Origin of the sequence: Pseudomonas sp. PSE14 (assembly GCF_029203285.1) — a bacterium.
In the GTDB taxonomy this organism is placed as follows: Bacteria; Pseudomonadota; Gammaproteobacteria; order Pseudomonadales; family Pseudomonadaceae; genus Pseudomonas.
In genome coordinates this window covers 2,703,443-2,719,007 of sequence record NZ_CP115669.1, presented here as the reverse complement: position 1 = coordinate 2,719,007, position 15,565 = coordinate 2,703,443, and the positions used below count along the sequence as shown (strand labels likewise).

General features: G+C 67.6%; 12 protein-coding genes. 8 read left to right on the top strand and 4 right to left on the bottom strand.

Annotation, left to right across the window (positions count from 1 at the left end; translation table 11 throughout):
• Both O6P39_RS12585 and O6P39_RS12580 read left to right on the top strand, forming a co-directional pair.
• The gene (locus tag O6P39_RS12585; RefSeq protein WP_275611654.1) at positions 1-1,410 is read left to right on the top strand and encodes a DNA polymerase Y family protein; all 1,410 of its coding nucleotides are present in this window, start codon (positions 1-3) and stop codon (positions 1,408-1,410) included.
• A complete protein-coding gene (locus O6P39_RS12580) occupies positions 1,407-4,493 on the top strand; it encodes an error-prone DNA polymerase (protein ID WP_275611653.1) in 3,087 nt (1,028 codons plus the stop codon). The genes O6P39_RS12585 and O6P39_RS12580 overlap by 4 nt, the downstream gene beginning before the upstream one ends.
• A 652-nt stretch (positions 4,494-5,145) precedes the next feature.
• Here the strand turns inward: O6P39_RS12580 and O6P39_RS12575 are convergent.
• Positions 5,146-5,475, bottom strand: a complete 330-nt coding sequence (locus O6P39_RS12575) for a hypothetical protein (RefSeq protein WP_275611652.1) — start codon at positions 5,473-5,475, stop codon at positions 5,146-5,148.
• Positions 5,476-5,627: 152 nt separating this feature from the next.
• Here O6P39_RS12575 and O6P39_RS12570 point away from each other — a divergent pair, with 152 nt between their 5' ends.
• Together O6P39_RS12570 and lysA are read left to right on the top strand one after the other, a co-directional pair.
• Positions 5,628-6,563 carry a LysR family transcriptional regulator gene (locus tag O6P39_RS12570; protein WP_275611651.1) on the top strand — a complete coding sequence of 312 codons (936 nt, stop codon included), beginning with the start codon at positions 5,628-5,630 and terminating at the stop codon, positions 6,561-6,563.
• Positions 6,564-6,642: 79 nt separating this feature from the next.
• On the top strand, positions 6,643-7,887 hold the full coding sequence (gene lysA, locus O6P39_RS12565) for a diaminopimelate decarboxylase (protein WP_275611650.1): 1,245 nt from the start codon (positions 6,643-6,645) through the stop codon (positions 7,885-7,887).
• A gap of 152 nt (positions 7,888-8,039) precedes the next feature.
• On the opposite strand, the gene O6P39_RS12560 is transcribed toward lysA, so the two are convergent.
• Positions 8,040-8,837 (bottom strand): helix-turn-helix transcriptional regulator, encoded by a 798-nt coding sequence (locus O6P39_RS12560; protein ID WP_275611649.1) that lies wholly within the window; start codon positions 8,835-8,837, stop codon positions 8,040-8,042.
• A gap of 94 nt (positions 8,838-8,931) precedes the next feature.
• Here O6P39_RS12560 and O6P39_RS12555 point away from each other — a divergent pair, with 94 nt between their 5' ends.
• Positions 8,932-9,825, top strand: a complete 894-nt coding sequence (locus O6P39_RS12555) for a DMT family transporter (protein WP_275611648.1) — start codon at positions 8,932-8,934, stop codon at positions 9,823-9,825.
• A 99-nt stretch (positions 9,826-9,924) separates the two neighbouring features.
• On the opposite strand, the gene O6P39_RS12550 is transcribed toward O6P39_RS12555, so the two are convergent.
• Positions 9,925-10,995: a nitronate monooxygenase gene (locus tag O6P39_RS12550; protein WP_275611647.1), complete on the bottom strand. Its 1,071-nt coding sequence runs from the start codon at positions 10,993-10,995 to the stop codon at positions 9,925-9,927.
• A 98-nt stretch (positions 10,996-11,093) separates the two neighbouring features.
• Here O6P39_RS12550 and O6P39_RS12545 point away from each other — a divergent pair, with 98 nt between their 5' ends.
• Positions 11,094-11,966 (top strand): LysR substrate-binding domain-containing protein, encoded by an 873-nt coding sequence (locus tag O6P39_RS12545; protein WP_275611646.1) that lies wholly within the window; start codon positions 11,094-11,096, stop codon positions 11,964-11,966.
• Positions 11,963-13,120 carry a YbfB/YjiJ family MFS transporter gene (locus O6P39_RS12540; RefSeq protein ID WP_275611645.1) on the top strand — a complete coding sequence of 386 codons (1,158 nt, stop codon included), beginning with the start codon at positions 11,963-11,965 and terminating at the stop codon, positions 13,118-13,120. The genes O6P39_RS12545 and O6P39_RS12540 overlap by 4 nt, the downstream gene beginning before the upstream one ends.
• A gap of 201 nt (positions 13,121-13,321) precedes the next feature.
• Here O6P39_RS12540 and O6P39_RS12535 read toward each other — a convergent pair whose 3' ends face one another.
• Entirely contained in the window at positions 13,322-13,762 is a 441-nt protein-coding gene (locus O6P39_RS12535) for a carboxymuconolactone decarboxylase family protein (RefSeq protein ID WP_275611644.1), read from the bottom strand.
• 150 nt (positions 13,763-13,912) lie between these two features.
• On the opposite strand from O6P39_RS12535, the gene O6P39_RS12530 reads away from it, so the two are divergent.
• Positions 13,913-15,346, top strand: coding sequence for a PLP-dependent aminotransferase family protein (locus O6P39_RS12530; RefSeq protein WP_275611643.1), 1,434 nt, complete (start codon positions 13,913-13,915; stop codon positions 15,344-15,346).
• The last annotated feature ends 219 nt before the right edge of the window (positions 15,347-15,565 follow it).

Sequence of the window (15,565 nt, the reverse complement as noted above, 5' to 3'; positions counted from 1 at the left end):
ATGCTCTGGGCCTGTATTCTTCTACCGCAGCTGGCGATGGACGGCGTACTGCGCGGTCGTGCCGAGCCGGACGCCGCCCTGGCGCTGCTCGCCGGTCCGCCCCAGCGCCGCGTCTTGCAGGCGGTGAACCCGGCGGCGCGGGCGCTGGGCCTCAAGCCCGGCCAGTCGCTCACCGCAGCCCAGGCTCTGAGCCGCGATTTCACCACCGCCGAATACGACCTGCGCGAAGTGGAGCACTGGCAGAACCTGCTGGCGGCCTGGGCCTACGGTTTCAGCTCGCAGGTCAGCCAGCACTATCCGCGCGCACTGCTGTTGGAGGTGCAATCCAGCCTGCAACTGTTCGGTCCCTGGCCGCGCTTCGAGGCGCGCCTGCGCGAAGAATTGAACGGCCTGGGCTTCCGCCATCGCATCACCGCCGCGCCCAACCCGGCCGCCGCGCGCATCCTCGCCAACGGCCACGACGGGCTGGCGATTCACGATAACGAGCAGTTGCGTCAGTGCCTGGGCAGGATGCCCCTGGAGCGCCTCGGCCTGGACCGCGACGCCGCCACCTCGCTGGGCCGCATGGGCCTGCGCAGCCTGCAACAACTACTCGCCCTGCCCCGCGAAAGCCTGGCCCGGCGCTTCCCACCGCAGGTGCTGCGGCAGGTCGACACCTTGCTCGGCCAGCGCCCGCTGGCCCTAGAGTTCTACCGGCCGCCAGACCGCTTCGAATCGCGTATCGAACTGAACTTCGACGTGGAATCCACCCAGGCGTTGCTGTTCCCGCTGCGCCGCCTGACCGCCGATCTCGCCGCCTTCCTCGCCGGGCGCGACAGCGGCGTGCAGCGCTTCATCCTCTATCTGGAACACCACGAAGGCAGCGACTCGCAGATGCCCGTCGGCCTGCTCAGCGCTGAACGCGAGGCGGCCATGCTCTTCGAACTGACCCGTGGCCGCCTGGAGCAGCTGCAGCTGCGCGCCCCGGTGCACAGCGTGCGCCTGGTGGCCGACGACCTGCCGCCCTTCGTGCCGCAGCACCGCGAGCTCTTCGACGATCGCCCACAGCAATCGCAGCCCTGGGAGCAACTGCGCGAACGCCTGCGCGCACGGTTGGGCGACGACGCCGTGCACGGCCTGGGCGGCCTCGCCGAGCATCGCCCGGAGCGCGCCTGGCAGGACCATTCCACCCCGCGCCTGCCGATCGCCGACGTCCCGCGCCCCGGCTGGCTGCTGACGGAACCGCAGCCACTGCGCGAGTTCGCCCCGACCTTGCTGGCCGGGCCCGAACGCATCGAATCCGGCTGGTGGGATGGCGAGGACATCCGCCGTGACTACTACCAGTTACGCACCCGCAGCGGCCAGCGCGCCTGGGCGTTCCGCCCGGTAGGCGACGATGGCCCCCTGCTGCTGCACGGCTGGTTCGCATGAACGTGCCGGATGAAGGCATCGGCTACGCCGAGCTGCACTGCCTGTCCAACTTCAGCTTTCAGCGCGGCGCTTCCAGCGCGGCCGAGCTGTTCGCGCGGGCGAAGAAGCTGGGTTACCGCGCCCTGGCAATCACTGACGAATGCAGCCTCGCTGGCATCGTACGCGCCTGGCAGGCATCGAAAGAAACCGAGATTCCCCTGATCACCGGCAGCGAGCTGAGCCTCTCGCAAGGCCCGAAGCTGGTGCTGCTGGCGGAGAACCTGAGCGGCTACGAGAACCTCTGCCGCCTGCTCACCCACGCCCGCCGCCGCGCGGAGAAAGGCAGCTATCGCCTGGTGCGCGCGGACTTCGACGGCAACCTCGACCACCTGCTGGCGATCTGGCTGCCGCGAGACGACGGAGACAACGACGGCCGCTGGCTACGGGAGCTGTTTCCTGAACGCCTGTGGCTCGGCGTCGAGTTGCACAAGGGGCCGGACGACGCCGGCAAACTGCGCCGCCTGCTGGAACAGGCCGTACGCCTGGGCATCCCCGCCGTGGCCTGCGGCGACGTGCATATGCATGCCCGCGGCCGCCGCGCCCTACAGGACTGCATGACCGCCATCCGCCAGCACCTGCCGGTGCCCGAGGCCGGGCAGTATCTCTATCCCAACGGCGAACGCCATCTGCGCCCGCGGGAGGCGCTGGCGTCGATCTACCCCGCCGAGTTGCTGGAGGAGACGGTGAAGATTGCCGGGCGCTGCACCTTCGATCTCGATGATCTGGATTACCACTACCCGCGCGAGCTGGTGCCCGAAGGCCACACGCCCACCACTTGGCTGCGGGAGAAGACCGAGGAAGGCATTCTGCAGCGATGGAAGGACGGCGCCGATGCCGAAGTCCGCAAGCGCGTCGAAGATGAACTCGCCCTGATCGCCGAGCTGGAATACGACAGCTACTTCCTCACCGTCCACGACATCGTCGCCTTTGCGCGTAAAGAAGGAATCCTCTGCCAAGGGCGAGGTTCAGCAGCCAACTCGGTGGTCTGCTTCGCCCTCGGCATCACCGAGTTGGACCCATCCAAGGCCAAGCTGCTGTTCGAGCGCTTCATCTCCCGCGAACGCAACGAGCCGCCGGACATCGACGTCGACTTCGAACACGAGCGCCGTGAGGAAGTCATCCAGTACATATTCCGCCGCTACGGCCGTTCGCGCGCCGCGCTGACCGCCGTGGTCAGCACCTATCACAGCGCCGGCGCGATCCGCGATATCGCCAAGGCCCTCGGCCTGCCGCCCGACCAGGTGGGCGCGCTGGCTGCCTGCTGCGGCCGCTGGAGCGACAAGCCGCCATCCTCGGAACGGCTGGTGGAAGCCGGTTTCGACCCGGAGAGTCCGATCCTGCGCCGTGTCCTCGCCCTGACCTCGCAACTGGTCGGCTTTCCCCGCCACCTGTCACAGCACCCCGGCGGCTTCGTCATCTCCCAGCAACCGCTGGAAACCCTGGTGCCGGTGGAGAATGCCGCGATGCCCGAGCGCACCCTGATCCAGTGGGACAAGGACGATCTCGACGCCGTCGGCCTGCTCAAGGTAGACGTGCTCGCCCTCGGCATGCTCAGCGCCCTGCGCCGCTGCTTCGACCTGATCGCTGACTATCGCGGCAAGCAATGGACCCTCGCCACACTGCCGCAGGAGTGCGCCAAGACCTATGAAATGATCAGCCGCGCCGACACCATTGGCGTGTTCCAGATCGAATCCCGCGCGCAGATGGCCATGCTGCCGCGCCTCAAGCCCAAGAAGTTCTACGACCTGGTGATCGAAGTGGCCATCGTCCGCCCCGGCCCGATCCAGGGCGACATGGTGCATCCCTATCTGCGGCGACGGAACGAGGAAGAAGAGGTCGACTATCCCTCCGAGGAACTCAAGCCGGTGTTCGAGCGCACCCTTGGCGTGCCGCTGTTCCAGGAACAGGTGATGGAGTTGGCGGTGATTGCCGCCGAATACACGCCTGGCGAAGCCGACCAGCTGCGTCGCTCCATGGCCGCCTGGAAGCGCCACGGCGGGCTGGAGCCGCACCGCAAAAAGCTGTTCGAGCGCATGACCGCCAGGGGCTACGAACAGGAGTACATCGCGCGCATCTTCGAGCAGATCAAGGGCTTCGGCAGCTACGGCTTCCCCGAATCCCACGCCGCCAGCTTCGCCCTGCTCACCTATGCCAGCAGCTGGCTGAAATGCCATGAGCCGGCGGCCTTCACCTGCGCCCTGATCAACAGCTGGCCCATGGGCTTCTACAGCCCCGACCAGCTTTTACAGGACGCCCGCCGCCACGGCCTGGAAACCCGCCCGGTGGACGTGCGCCACAGCCACTGGGACTGCACTCTGGAGCCCATCCCCGGACGCCAGCCGGCGATCCGCCTGGGTCTGCGCATGGTGCGCGGACTGCGTGAAGAGGCAGCCGGGGCCCTGGTACAAGCCCGCGCACAGCAGCCGTTCCGCGATGTCGCCGACCTCTGCCTTCGCGCCAATCTCGACGGCCGCGCCCGCGAACAGCTGGCCGATGCTGGCGCCCTGCGCGGCCTCGCGGGCCACCGGCACAAGGCGCGCTGGGCGATTGCCGGAGTCGAGCCGCAACTGCCGCTGTTTGCCGGCCAGGTCACCGAGGAAGCGCCGGTCAGCCTGCCGCTGCCCAGCCGTGGCGAAGACCTGCTCACCGACTACGAGACCCTGGGCACCACCCTCGGCCCGCACCCGCTGGCCCTGCTGCGCGGCGCGCTCAGGGCCCGCCGCTGCCGTAGTTCACGCGATCTCGCCCGCCTGGAGACCGAGCGCCCGGTACGTGTCGCCGGCCTCGTCGTCGGCCGACAGAGACCCGGCACCGCCAGCGGCGTCACCTTCATCACCCTGGAAGACGAGTTCGGCATGATCAACGTGATCGTCTGGCGCGACCTCGCCGAACGCCAGCGCCGCCCCTTCCTCAGCGCCCGTCTGATGCAGGTGGACGGCACCCTGGAAGCCAAGGACGGCGTTTGCCATGTGATCGCCGGGCGGCTGACGGATTTGAGCGAGTTGCTGGAGGGGCTGGATGTGCGGAGTCGGGATTTCCACTGAGAACAGCTACGCGAAACGAATCTCGCAGCCCCCATCACGGCGGATAGCGTTGCGCGTTATGCGCCCTACGGGTTGTGTGCCGGCTGCTTTTCGTAGGAGCTTGCTCGCGAACAGATTTTCCGGCCGCATCGGTGTTGGGCGGTTCGCGAGCAAGCTCGCTCCTACAGGTGGGCGATAAACCCAGGCGCGTCCCTGTCAGCACGAATTTCGCCGCGATGGATTTCGCGGACAAGGGCTAGGCGCCCCCCATCTCTCCTACGAAAGCATACGCACCGCATAGCTCTGGCTCTGGCTCTGGCTCTGGCTCTGGATTTAAAGACTTCCAGAGCAGCATCCGCACGCGCCGGAGCGCCCCTTCAGGAGGCCGAGTGGAATCGGAGTTTCAGGGGTTGAGCGGCATGGATGCCGCGAGAGCGTCGTTGGGCCAGGGATGGCCCGTCGACGCGGGCCCCTGAAACTTCGATGGAGCGAGGGAATTTTTCGCCTGAGCGAAAAACCGGATGCAGGGGCAAGACCTTTGCCTCCTTTGGGTCGTTTGCCAAAGGAGGTCGCCCGAGGGGGCGAAACAAAATCTCTCAGCCCACGCCGAAGCGGCGCGGAAACACCGAACAAGACGGCGGATAACGCCTTAGACGTTATCCACCCTCCATGACTATTTCCGCCGATAGCTCTTGTTGCCACTGGGCGTCAGGCAATAAACCCCACCGCGCGGGCCGGTGCAGAAGGTGCCGCTACTGCAGGAGCAGGAACCATCATCGGCAGAGAAGCGTTGAAGTGAAGGCGCGGTGGAACTGCCTCCACCCAGATAGGCCGGGCAACTCTTCTTCGAGCCACTGATGGAGCCATCGTTGCACAGGAAGAGCTCGCCCTGGCAGCGGGCGATGCCACCCTTGCTGCCGGAGCAAGGCGTATTGCCCGCCACCGCCAGCGTCGTGACGACCACCAGCGCCATCCCCATCAACCAAACCAGAACCTTGCGCATCCTGCGTCCACCCACAAAATAGTGGCGCAATGCTATAGCGTGATGCCGATCTTGTCAGGAAGGGTCTGAAGGCAATGGCCCTCAAGACATCAGAATTTGCCCGCAGAGCCCGCGCCCCTTACCCTCCCGCTATCTCCCCTTCGGCCAGCCCCATGATCACCCTCCGCCACATCGAAGTCTTCCGCGCGGTCATGACCACCGGCAGCGTCACCCGCGCGGCGGCGTTCCTGCATACCAGCCAGCCCACGGTCAGCCGCGAGCTGGCGCGACTGGAGCAGTTGATCGGTTTCGAGCTGTTCCTGCGCGAGCGCGGGCGGCTGGCGCCGACGGCGCGGGCGTTGATGCTGTTCGAAGAGGTGGAGCGCTCCTTCACCGGGCTGGACCGCATCGTCGCCTTCGCCGGGAGCCTGGGGCAGTTCGCCGAGGGCAAGTTCTCCATCGGCTGTCTGCCGGCGCTGTCCCAGGCTCTGCTGCCGGAAGCCTGCAAGCGCTTCACCCTGGGCAACCCGGCGATCAGCCTGGAAGTGGCGGCGCTGGAATCCCCCTATCTGGAAGAACAGCTCAGCGCCCAGCGTCACGACATCGGCCTGATCGAGAACGAGGAAGCGCCGCGCGGCACCGAGTTGCAGCGGCTGCTGGCGGTGGACGAGGTGTGCATCCTTCCGGACAGCCACCCGCTGCTGGCCCGCCAGCGTCTGCAGGCGGAGGACTTCGCCGGCCAACCCTTCGTCAGCCTGGCGCCGGGCGATCACTACCGGCACCTGATCGACAACGTGTTCCTCGCGGCCGGCGTGCAACGGCAGATGCAGGTGGAAACTCACAGTGCCGTGTCCGTGTGCAGCATGGTGCGTGCCGGGCTGGGCGTGGCCGTGGTCAACCCGATCACCGCGCTGATGTTCCAGGGCCAGGGCATCCAGCTGCGCCCGCTGGCGTTCTCGCTGCCCTTCCAGGTCAACCTGGTGAAGCCGCTTTACCGCCCGGCCACGCCGTTGCGCGAACGCTTCGTGGAGGCGCTGCGGGAGGAAGCTGCGCTACTGGTCGCCCGCCTGCGCGAGGCTGGCGTGGACTGCATCCTATATCCAATTTGAATGAATAAAGCAAAAAGCAGCATTATCTGATCTTCGAAACGCCCGGTAGACTAGCGCCATCTACCTTCGGAGCTCATTCATGCCCTTCCTCGCCCTGCCCCGCGCCGAACAGCTCGCCCTTAAATTCGGCACCCCGCTGTGGGTCTACGACGCCGCCACCATCCGCGGCCAGATCGAGCGCCTGAAGAGCTTCGACATCATCCGCTTCGCCCAGAAGGCCTGCTCGAACCTGCACATCCTGCGCCTGATGCGCGAACAGGGCGTGAAGGTCGACGCCGTGTCCCAGGGCGAACTGCTGCGCGCCCTGGCCGCCGGCTATTCGTGCCGCGAGGATGAATCCGAGATCGTCTTCACCGCCGACCTGCTGGACCGCGCCACCCTGGAAACCGTGGTCGAGCACGGCATCCCGGTGAACGCCGGTTCCATCGACATGCTCCGCCAGCTGGGCGAAGTTGCCCCCGGCCACCCGGTCTGGCTGCGTATCAACCCCGGTTTCGGCCACGGCCACAGCAACAAGACCAACACCGGCGGCGAGCACTCCAAGCACGGTATCTGGCACAGCGACCTGCACGCCGCCCTGGACGTGATCCGCGAGCGCGGCCTGCGCCTGGTGGGCCTGCACATGCACATCGGCTCGGGCGTCGACTACGGCCACCTGGCCCAGGTCGGCGAGGCCATGCTCGGCCTGGTGCGCCTGGTGAAGGACGCCGGCCATGACCTGTCCGGGATTTCCGCTGGCGGCGGCCTGTCCATCCCCTACCGTGACGGCGATCCGGAAGTGGACACCGCGCATTACTTCCAGCTCTGGGACAACGCCCGCAAGGCCGCAGAAGGCGTGGTCGGCCACAGGCTGCACCTGGAAATCGAGCCGGGCCGCTACCTGGTCGCCCAGGCCGGTTGCCTGCTCAGCGAAGTGCGTGCCACCAAGGACGCCGGCCGCAACCACTTCGTGCTGGTGGACGCCGGCTTCAACGAGCTGATGCGCCCGTCCATGTACGGCAGCTACCACGGCATCAGCGTGCTGGCCGGCGACGCCGCCAGCCGCGAGGTGATCGACACCGTAGTGGCCGGCCCGCTTTGCGAGTCCGGCGACGTGTTCACCCAGGGCGATGGCGGCGTGGTCATCCCCCGCGCGCTGCCGCGCGCCCAGGTTGGCGACCTGCTGCTGATCCACGACACCGGCGCGTACGGCGCCTCCATGTCGTCGAACTACAACAGTCGTCCGCTGATCGCCGAGGTGCTGCTGGAAGGTGCCGATGCCAGGCTGATCCGCCGTCGCCAGCGCGTGGAAGAACTGCTGGCCCTGGAAGAAAACCTGGGCTGATCCCGTAGGGCGTACAACCGTTCGCGGTTGTACGCCGGTACGCCTGCATTACAGGCGCCTTCGGGACCGGGGTCCGGAGCGCCCTGAAACCACGGTCAAACGGCGTATAACGTCGAACGTTATACGCCCTACGTGTAGGCGCGCTCAGCCCCTCACGCCTGCTCCAGCGCGCGGAAGGTCGCGCGGTATTGTTCCGGCGTGGTGCCGGAGAGCCGGCGGAACATCGCGATGAACGCCGACGGGCTGCTGTAGCCCAGGTTGAAGGCGATCTGCTGCACCCCTTCCCCCGATGCCAGTGCCTCGATCGCGGCGAGAAACCGCAGGCGCTGGCGCCACTCCCCGAAAGACATCCCCAGCTCCCGCTGGCAGGCCCGCGCCAGGGTCCGCTCGGTGCTGTGCACGTGTTCGGCCCACTGGGCCAGCGTGCGGTTGTCGCCGGGCTCGGCCTGCAGGGCGGCCAGCACCTCGCCCAGCGCACCGCCACTGGCGTAGGGCAAGTAGTCGTCGTGGGGCTGCGCCGCCTGCAACTGGTCAATCACCACTTCCGCCAGACGGCGGTCCGCGTCACTTTGCGGGATATTCACCTGGCGCGCGGCAAAGTCGGAAAGGATGGCCTTGAGGATGTCGCTGATCGCCAGGGTGCAGGGCGACGCCGGCAATTTGCGCGACAGCTCGGTGGACACGTAGAGCGAGCGGTAGACGATGGCCTGGCGGTTGTAGCAGCTGTGCTCCCGCCCCGGCGGCACCCATACGGCGTACTGCGGCGGCGAGAGGAAGCGCTGGCCGTCCACCTCCAGTTCCATCACGCCGTGGGAGGCGTAGTTGAGCTGGCCCCAGGCATGGCGATGGCTGGGCGAGTGGGTGCCGGCGTCGAACTCGTCGTAGCGGAAGTAGAGATCGGCGGGCAGCCGGTCGATGCCGGGAAGCGGGAGCAAGAGTGCGCGGGTCATGTCCGAATGCCGGGGTGGATTGTCCGAATTTCATTATACGTCTCGATTCGGACGGGCGGACAATACGCACCGTTATCCCCGGAAGCGTTCCACCATGAATTACCTGTTCCCCCTGCTGGCCGTGGTCATCTGGTCCGGCAATACCGTCGTCAACAAGCTCGCCGTGGGGCAGATCGCCCCAGCGGAGATTGGTTTCTTTCGCTGGTTGCTGGCCGGCCTGCTGCTGACGCCCTTCCTGCTGCGCGCCACCCTTGCACACTGGCCGACGATCCGCGCCAACCTCTGGAAGATCGTCACCCTCGGCCTGCTCGGCATGGCGGTCTACCAATGCCTGGCCTACTACGCCGCCGCACTGACCTCGGCGACCAACATGGGCATCATCCTGTCGCTGATGCCGTTGATGTCCCTGGCTCTCGCCGCCCTGCTGCTGGGCCACCGGATGAGTGTCGCGGCGCTGCTCGGCGCCCTGGTCTCGCTGGCCGGCGTGCTACTGGTGATCACCCAGGGCAACCCGCACCAGTTGCTCAGCCACGGTGTGAACCTGGGCGACGGCATGATGATCGTCGCCACCCTCGCCTACGGCGTTTATGGCGTGCTGCTGAAGAAGTGGGCCCTGCCGCTGCCACCGCTGGTGATGCTCTACCTGCAGGTACTGGTGGCGATCCTCGCGCTGCTGCCGCTCTACCTGGCTTCGCCGCACCAGGGGCTGAACGCCGCCAACCTGCCGCTGGTGCTCTATGCCGCCCTGTTCGCCTCGATCGTCGGCGCGCTGTCCTGGATGCAGGGCGTGGCGCGCATGGGGCCGAGCCGCATGTCGCTGTTCTTCAACCTGCTGCCGGTGCTGACCGCCGCCATCGCCGCCGTGGTACTGGGCGAGCGGCTGACCAGCTACCACCTGGTCGGCGGCGCCCTGACCCTGGCCGGGGTGCTGCTGGCCGAGCTCTGGCGGCCACGGGAGAAGCCCGCAGGCGCCGTCAGTGCCCGCTGATTCAGCCGCTCATAGCCAACGCTTTTGTAGGAGCGAGCTTGCTCGCGAACCGCTTGACGCTGGCGTGATCGGGAAATCCGTTCGCGAGCAAGCTCGCTCCTACAGGCCGGCACCAGTGCCAGGACCGACACGGAACTCGGCCATGAGAGTTCTCACCAGTTCCGCCGCCGGCATTTCCCGCGCCAGAGGCGCGCCCTGCCCGGCCCATTGCACGGCGAAGTCGGTGTTGCCCTTGGCGGTGGCCGCGGCCGTCAGCGCCTTGGCTGCATCGTAGGTGATCGGATAATCCGGCAGTGTCGGCGCATCCGCGCTACCGACGTCGGTGAACAGCCGGTTCACCATCCCGCGCGCCGCCCGACCGGAAATGGCTGCCGTCACCTCGGTACGCTCCGCCCGCTCACTGCGCAGCGCCGCGCGGTAGGCGGCATTGGCCGAGGACTCCGGCGCCAGGATGAAGGCGGTGCCCAGTTGCACCGCTTCGGCACCCAGTTCGAACACCGCGCGCATACCCTGCCCATCCATGATCCCGCCCGCTGCGATCACCGGCAGATCGACCTTCTCCGACAAGGTACGCACCAGTGCGAAGGTGCCAATGCGCGCGTCCCTCTCCGGCTCGAACACGCCGCGATGGCCGCCCGCTTCATAGCCCTGGGCGACGATGGCATCGAGGCCAGCCGCCGCGATGGCGCGGCCTTCCTCCAGGCAGGTGGCGCTGGCCAGCAGGCGGACGCCGGCGGCCTTCAGACGGTCGATCCAGCCCTGCGGCGGCAGACCGAAGTGGAAGCTGACCACAGCCGGGCGCGCGTCGATGAGGAACTCCAGCATTTCCGGGTCCTCCAGAAAGCTGCGGTAGATCTCGGTGATTCGCTGCGGCGGCTGCGCATCGAACTCGGCGAACAGCGGACGCAGGTGCTCCAGCCAGGCGGATTCCCGCGCCGGATCGGCCTGGGCCGGGCGGTGGCAGAACAGGTTGAGGTTCAGCGGCTTGTCGGTGAGCGCGCGGGTCTGCTCCAGCAATGCGCGGGCCTGGGTGGCGTTGCTCGCCCCCAGGCCGATGGAGCCCAGGCCGCCGGCATTGGACACCGCCGCCGCCAGTGCCGGCGTGGATACGCCGACCATGGGCGCCTGGATGATGGGGTGCTGGATGCCGAGCAGTTCGGTAATGCGCATGACGGGGTCCTCGTCGTCGATCCGGCAGTATCGCCGCTTGACTTACCATCTCACGGAGAGAATATTTGTCGCAACACATTCTCTACTAAAGATTGATCATGGATCTCTCCAGCCTGGAAATCTTCCGTTGCGTGGCCGAGGAACAGAGCGTCACCCGCGCCGCCGCCCGCCTGCAACGGGTGCAGTCGAACGTCACCACGCGTATCCGCCAGCTCGAGGACGACCTCGGCGCGGCGCTGTTCCTGCGCGACGGCAAGCGCATGACGCTGACCGACCAGGGCCGCGAGTTCCTGGTCTACGCCGAACAACTGCTGGCCCTGGCCGCCGAGGCGCGCCAGTCGCTGCACCCGGACAACGCCAGCGGCAGCCTGCGCCTGGGCAGCATGGAGGCCACTGCCGCCAGCCGCCTGCCCGAGCCCCTGGCGCGCTTCCATCGCGACTATCCCGAGGTGGAACTGCGGGTCGGCACCGGCCACAGCCAGAAGCTGCTGGACGAGGTACTGAACCGCCAGCTCGACTGCGCGCTGATCGCCCACCCCGACATCCTGCGCGCCGAACCCGGTTTCGAGGCGGCGCTGGAGCGAGGCCTGCGCGCCGCACCGGTATTCCGCGAGGAACTGCTGCTGGTGCTGCCCGGCAACCACCCGCCGGTAAGCAAGCCTGAAGATGTGCAAATCCGCACCCTCGCTGGCTTCACCCGAGGTTGCACCTATCGCCTGCTGGCCGAGCGCTGGTTGAAAGGCGCGCCGCTGGCGGTGCAGGAAGTAGGCTCCTATCACGGCATCCTCGCCTGCGTGAACGCCGGCTCCTGCATCGGCGTGCTGCCGCGCTCGGTACTGGAACTGCAACGGGAAACGCCGAACCTGCAGGTTGTGTCGATGTTGGAAGTGGACACCCTGCTGATCTGGCGCGACGGCTACGCCACCGGCGCCTTCCGGCGCTTGCGGGAAACCCTGGAGGCCCGTCCGTGAACGCCTCGCGCCGCCTGCCCGCCGCATTCTCGGCGGCGCTGATCCTCGCCGTAGGGATGGGCTTCGGCCGCTTCGCCTTCACCGGCCTTTATCCGCTGATGGTGCGCGACGGCCTGCTCAGTGTCACCGGCGGGTCGCTGGCCGCCTCGGCGAACTACGCCGGTTACCTGCTCGGCGCCCTGCTCCTGGCGCGCAGCCATGAGCGCCATGCCGCGCGCATCAGCGTACTGGCCCTGGCCGGTACATTGGTCGCCCTGGCCGCGATGGCCATTCCGGCGCCGACCGGGTTCGCCATTGGCGTACGCCTGCTGGCCGGCGTGCTCAGCGCCATGGCGCTGGTCGGCGCGGCGCAATGGCTGCTGCAATGCATGGGCGAAACCCACGGCGCGCCGATGATGTTTGCGGGCGTGGGTATCGGCATCCTCGTCTCGGCGGAGCTGATCGTCGCCGGCAACGCCTTCGGCCTGGGCAGCGCGGCGATCTGGTGCGTGCTGGCAGTGGCCGGACTGCTGCTGGCACTGCTGGCCGTGCCGGCGCTGCAGCACTCGGCCCCTACCACCGCGCGGCATGCCGCGTCCCCCGAAGGCCTGTCGCCGCAGATCGGCGCGCCGATCATCCTGCTGGTCTACGGGCTGGCGGGCTTCGGCTACATCATCACCGCCACCTACCTGCCGCTGCTGATGAAGAGCAGCCTCGGCGCCATCGACCCGCTGCAGGTCTGGGCAGCGTTCGGACTGGGTGCGGCGCCGTCGTGCTTCCTCTGGCACCGCTTGCACCTGAAGCTCGGCAGCCGCCGCGCGCTGGCGCTCAACCTGCTGGTGCAGGCGCTGGGCGTGATGCTGCCGGCGCTGGGTGAGTCGGCCGTTCTTTACCTGGGCAGCGCGGTGCTGGTGGGCGGCAGCTTCATGGGCACCGTGACCATCGCCATGCCGGCGGCCCGCGCGGCGGCCAGCCAGGTGCGCTTCAACATGCTGGCGGCGATGACCGCGTTGTATGGCGTCGGGCAGATCGTCGGGCCTCTCGTTGCCAGCGGCCTGCACGGCCTGACCGGCAGTTTCATCCCGGCCTTGGGCACCGCTGCCGGGGCCTTGCTGGTAGGTGCGCTGTGCTGCCTGCCGTTGCGGCGGGCGACGACCCTCTGCCGGACGGTGTAAGAGCAACGGTTTCCACGGGCAAGATCGTGCCTGCGTATCCCCCTCACCCCAGCCCTCTCCCTCAGGGAGAGGGAGCCGACCGTACCGGCTGACGCTGAAGTTTCATCCTCCACCGAACGGTCCCCTCTCTCGCTTGCGGGAGAGGGTTAGGGTGAGGGGCCCTTATGTGCTTTCGCGCCATGGCTGTCCCGCCTGATTGCTTCAGACTGGCGGCAGCTGGCGGAAGGACACCCCCAGCCGATTCCACACGTTGATCGCCCCGATCGCCACCGTGAGGTCCACCAACTCGCGTTCGCTGAACTGTTCCCGCGCGTGCTGGAACACCGCGTCCGGCACCTTCGATTCGGACAGCAGCGTCACCGCCTCGCACCAGTCCAGCGCCGCCCGTTCGCGCTCGGTGAAGAACGGCGATTCGCGCCAGACGCTGACGGCGAACAGCCGTCGCTCCGTCTCCCCGGCGCGCCGGGCTTCCATCGCGTGCATGTCGGCGCAGAAGGCACAGTTGTTCACCTGCGACACGCGCAGGCGCACCAGCTCCAGCAAGGGCCGCTCGACGGACAGCTCGAAGATCGCGGCCTCCAGGGCCAGTACCGCCTTCAGGGCCTCGGGCGATGCGGTGTAGTAATCCAGGCGCGGCTGCATGGCGCTTTCCTCGGGGATGGGACAGCCCCATTGTGCGCGGCAGCGGGCGCCCGGCCGGTGGCCAATTCGCGGAAAATTCCTCACGCAACTTCACCGGCCAATCCGCCCGGCGCTACTCTTCCTGCTCTGCCAAGCCTGCCGGAGCCCGCTTTGGAGCTTCATCTGATCATCCACGGCCAGAAAGACCTGGCCGGGCAACTCTATCGCCAACTGCGCGAGGCCATCGACTCCGGCCGCCTCGCCGCCGGCACCCGGCTGCCGCCCAGCCGCCTGCTGGCGGAGCAACTGGGCATCTCGCGCAAGACCATTTCCGACACCTACGCGCAGCTCACCTACGAGGGCCTGCTGGTGGGCAAGGTCGGCAGCGGCACCTTCGTCAACACACGGATACCCCGCAACGACCGGCGCCAGGAAAACTTCCGCTTCGCCAGCCAGGCCAACATCGACCACTGGGCCAACCTCGATACGCGCCTGAGCCACCCCGGCGCCGAGGGCACGGCGCGGGCCGACTTCATCGGCGGCGCAACTACCCAGCTGCAGTTTCCCCAGGAGGAATGGCGGCGCTGCGTGAACTACGCGATGCGCCAGATGAACACGCCGCGCGGCCACTACAGCCGCCCCGAGGGCATTGCTCCGCTGCGCGACGGCATCGCCCGGCACATCGCCTATGCGCGCGGGGTGAACTGCCAGCTCGACGACGTGATGGTCTGCAACGGCGCGCAGCAGGCGCTGGACCTGCTGGCGCGGGTGATGCTGCGTCCCGGCGACAAGGTCGCCATGGAAGACCCCGGCTACCCACCGGCGCGACTGCTGTTCCGCATGCTCGGCGCCGAGGTGGTGAGCGTGCCGGTGGACGCCGAGGGCCTGCGGGTGGAGCGGATTCCCGACGGCACGCGGATGATCTACACCACGCCCTCGCACCAGTTCCCACTGGGCATGCCGATGAGCCCGGCGCGCCGCGAGGCGCTGCTGGCGCGGGCCGTCGAGCTGGGCGCACTGGTGATCGAGGATGACTACGACAGCGAATTCCGCTACGAAGGGCGCCCCACCGATGCCCTGCAGAGCCTCGACCAGCACGGCGTGGTGGCCTATATCGGCACCTTCTCCAAGGTGCTGCTGCCGGAGCTGCGCCTGGGCTACCTGATCCTCCCGCCCACGCTGTTGCCGGCGGTGGTGCGCGCCCGGCAGATTTCCGACTGGCACAGCTCGACCCTGCCGCAATGGGCGCTGGCCAAGTTCATGGCCGAGGGCTACCTGCTCAAGCACATCCGCCGCTGCCACGGCATCTACGCCGGCCGCCGCGAGCGCATCCTGGCCCGGCTGGATGGTGACCTGTCGCCCTGGCTGGAAGCGGTGCCCACGGTGGCCGGCTTCCACCTCACCGCGCTGCTGCGCCAACCGACCAACGTGCCGCTGTTGATGGAGCTGGCGCGCAAGGTCGAGGTCGGCCTCTATGGCCTGGCGCCCTTCTACGACCAGGCGCCGATGCGCGACGGGCTGCTGCTGGGCTTCGGCGCCATCGACACCCTGGACATCGACCCGGCGCTGGACAAGGTGCGAGACCTGTTGCAGCAGTTGGGCTGACACGCGATCTACATCTGCTACGTAGGATGGCGTGGAGCGCAGCGATACCCATCCTATAAAGGCTCTCAGCGGACGAATCGACGTAACGGATTGGCCCGGCGGTTTTCCCCGGAATTGGCGGTTCAGCCGACGATGCAGGGCGCTTAACCTTTCAGCGTCGACTTTGAAAGCCGGTTCCGGCCTTTACCGCCGCCCGGCACCAGCGCCCAATGGCCGCCC

What these genes read in the sequence shown, in the direction of transcription:
- lysA (WP_275611650.1), top strand. Translation starts at nt 6,643, where the DNA reads ATGCCCTTCCTCGCCCTGCCCCGCGCCGAACAGCTCGCCCTTAAATTC.
- O6P39_RS12550 (WP_275611647.1), bottom strand. Translation starts at nt 10,995, where the DNA reads ATGCGCATTACCGAACTGCTCGGCATCCAGCACCCCATCATCCAGGCG.
- O6P39_RS12560 (WP_275611649.1), bottom strand. Translation starts at nt 8,837, where the DNA reads ATGACCCGCGCACTCTTGCTCCCGCTTCCCGGCATCGACCGGCTGCCC.
- O6P39_RS12570 (WP_275611651.1), top strand. Translation starts at nt 5,628, where the DNA reads ATGATCACCCTCCGCCACATCGAAGTCTTCCGCGCGGTCATGACCACC.
- O6P39_RS12575 (WP_275611652.1), bottom strand. Translation starts at nt 5,475, where the DNA reads ATGCGCAAGGTTCTGGTTTGGTTGATGGGGATGGCGCTGGTGGTCGTC.
- O6P39_RS12545 (WP_275611646.1), top strand. Translation starts at nt 11,094, where the DNA reads ATGGATCTCTCCAGCCTGGAAATCTTCCGTTGCGTGGCCGAGGAACAG.
- O6P39_RS12555 (WP_275611648.1), top strand. Translation starts at nt 8,932, where the DNA reads ATGAATTACCTGTTCCCCCTGCTGGCCGTGGTCATCTGGTCCGGCAAT.
- O6P39_RS12535 (WP_275611644.1), bottom strand. Translation starts at nt 13,762, where the DNA reads ATGCAGCCGCGCCTGGATTACTACACCGCATCGCCCGAGGCCCTGAAG.
- O6P39_RS12585 (WP_275611654.1), top strand. Translation starts at nt 1, where the DNA reads ATGCTCTGGGCCTGTATTCTTCTACCGCAGCTGGCGATGGACGGCGTA.
- O6P39_RS12580 (WP_275611653.1), top strand. Translation starts at nt 1,407, where the DNA reads ATGAACGTGCCGGATGAAGGCATCGGCTACGCCGAGCTGCACTGCCTG.